This window comes from Bradyrhizobium huanghuaihaiense, from assembly GCF_007830635.1.
GTDB lineage: Bacteria > Pseudomonadota > Alphaproteobacteria > Rhizobiales > Xanthobacteraceae > Bradyrhizobium > Bradyrhizobium huanghuaihaiense.
This window is the reverse complement of the sequence record NZ_VLLA01000091.1, coordinates 1-2,515: the sequence shown is the minus strand read 5'-3', so window position 1 is coordinate 2,515 and position 2,515 is coordinate 1. Positions and strand designations below refer to the sequence as shown.

Annotated in this window: 1 pseudogene; it reads left to right on the top strand. The window is 57.8% G+C overall.

Annotation, left to right across the window (positions count from 1 at the left end):
- Positions 1–198: 198 nt before the first annotated feature.
- Positions 199–2,515, top strand: a pseudogene (locus IQ16_RS44875) (Ulp1 family isopeptidase); the annotation flags it as partial.

Genomic DNA, 2,515 nt, shown 5'->3' with positions numbered 1-2,515 from the left:
TATCTCCCATCGGCCGTAGCGGGCTGCTCACGATCGTCTGAATTCAGTGCTCACGATCGCGCGAAATCGATGCTCACGATCCGTGAAATCCGCAGATGCTCCCGGTGCGGGTCTATCGAGGGCTGTAAAGGGTGGTTTGTTGCTGATCGCCAGCATGCCAGATCGAAGCCCTGGTTCATATTTTGAAAGTGAGAACGGATGGATTTCCCCTCGACCAAGCGGGTGCGTGAACAATCGGACAGCACGGGCCCGCAAGAGAGCTCACCCGCGGCTCCGTCCGCAGCCGCAGCGACCTTTGAGCGGCAATTGAGCGAGATCGGCAGTTCAGGTGAAGGAGCAATGCCGGCCGCCTCGACGCCGCAGCCGGCTCAGTCAAAAGGGATTCTGAGAAGGCTCAGCAAAAGCCCCCTTTATTCCCAGGATGCTCCCCTTATTTTGGGGCTTGAGAAGGCCCTCATCAAGGGCGGGGCCGCCAAAGGCACCGCACGAAATAATCTATATTCTCTTCGCAGCTTTGGCCAGTGGCTCTTCGCAAATAACAAAGATCCCATTGCTGCTCGGCTCGACGACGAAGAGTCGCTGACCGTTGATGCGCGCGTGTTCGAAAAGCGTCCCGCGACACTCCTTAGGGCAATAGACCATCTCAGGACCTCGCGGTCGACGGGCGGAATCGTGCCGATCGCAGGCCGCACTGAGTTGCATCCTTATCCCCAGGACGCAGCTCTGATCGAAGGGTACAAAAACGACGCAGCGACAGATACCGGCAAGAAGGATGCAAGCAAGAATGCAACTGCTCTTCGCAGTTTCAGCGACTACCTGCGTGAAAACAGCAAGAAGGGCATTGCTGCTCGTCTTTCAGACGAGGCGTTGGATGGAGATGTCAAGAGCTATAAGAGGGCCCCCGGTGCTGATTCAAGGATCGGTGCCGCTCTGGCTCATCTCCGAAAATCGCAGGCGGGCGCTAAGGCGATGGAGCTCGAGCGCCATATTGATTCCGAAGACGCGGCCCTGAAGGAGTCGAGGCAGGTCGGCGACGCTGCTGCGCAGCACAGTTCGTTGCAGAAAGCTGGCAGTTGGCCAGAGGAATTGCTTCCTGCGGAAGGCCATGATCAGAATTTGCTTTTGGGTCCGATGGACGAACCCGGCCCGCCGTCCTCGGCGCCGCAACCGGCTCAGTCAACTGGGGTTGCGATAGGGCACAAGAAGCGGCCTCTTCATTCCGAGGATGTTCCCCTTATTGCGGGGTTTGAGGAGGCCCTCCGGAATGGGAGCGCCGCCGAACGCACCGTCCGAAACTATCTATCTTCTCTTCGCAGCTTTGGCCAGAGGCTCTACGCAAATAACAAAAAGAGCATTTTTGCTCGGCTCGACGACGAAGAGTCACTGACCGCTGATGCGCGCGAGTTGTTCGAAAAGCGTCCCGCGACACTCCTTAGGGCAATAGACCATCTCAGGACCTCGCGGTTGACGGGCGGAATCGTGCCGATCGCAGGCCGCACTGAGTTGCATCCTTATCCCCAGGACGCAGCTCTCATCGAAGAGTACAAAAACGAAGCAGCGACAGATACCGGCAAGAAGGAAGAAGCCAGGAAGGATGCAACGGCTCTTCGCAGTTTCAGTGACTACCTGCGTGAAAACAACAAGAAGGGCATTGCTGGTCGGCTTTCAGGCAAGGCGCTGGATGGAGATGTCAAGAGCTATAAGAAGGACGCCGGTGCTGATTCGAGGATCGGTGCCGCTCTGGCTCATCTCCGAAAATCACAGGCGGGCCCTAAAGCGATGGAGCTCGAGCGCCATATTGATCCCGAAGACGCGGCCCTGATGGAGTCGAGACAGGTCGGCGACGCCGCTGCGCAGCACAGTGCGTGGCAGAAAGCTGGCAGTTGGCCAGAGGAATTGCTTCCTGCGGAAGGCCACGATCAGGATTTGGGCCGGATGGACGAACCCGGCCCGTCGTCCTCGGCGCCGCAGCCGGCTCAGTCAACTGGAATTTTGATAGGGCACGACAAGCAGCCTCTTCATACCGAGGATGCTCCCCTTATTTCGGGGCTTGAGGAGGCCCTCCGTAATGGGAACGCCGCCGAACGCACTGCCAGGGGCTATGTACGTACTCTTCTCAGCTTTGGCCACTGGCTCTTCGCAAATAACAAAGATCCCATTGCTGCTCGGCTCGACGACGAAAAGTCACTGACCGCTGATGCGCGCGAGTTCATCGGAAAGGGTAATCCCTTAAGGCTTCTTGCGGCGATAGTTCATCTCCGAACCTCGCAGTCGACGGGCGGAGTCGTGCGGATCGCAGGCCGCACTGAGTTGCATCCTTATCCCCAGGACGCGGCTCTCATCGAAGAGTACAAAAACGAAGCAGCGACAGATACCGGCAAGAAGGATGCAAGCAGGAAGGATGCAACTGCTCTTCGCAGTTTCAGCGACTACCTGCGTGACAACAACAGGCCGGGCATTGCTGCTGGGCTCGGCACGTCGTTTGATGGAGATGTCGAGAGCTATAGGAAGGTCG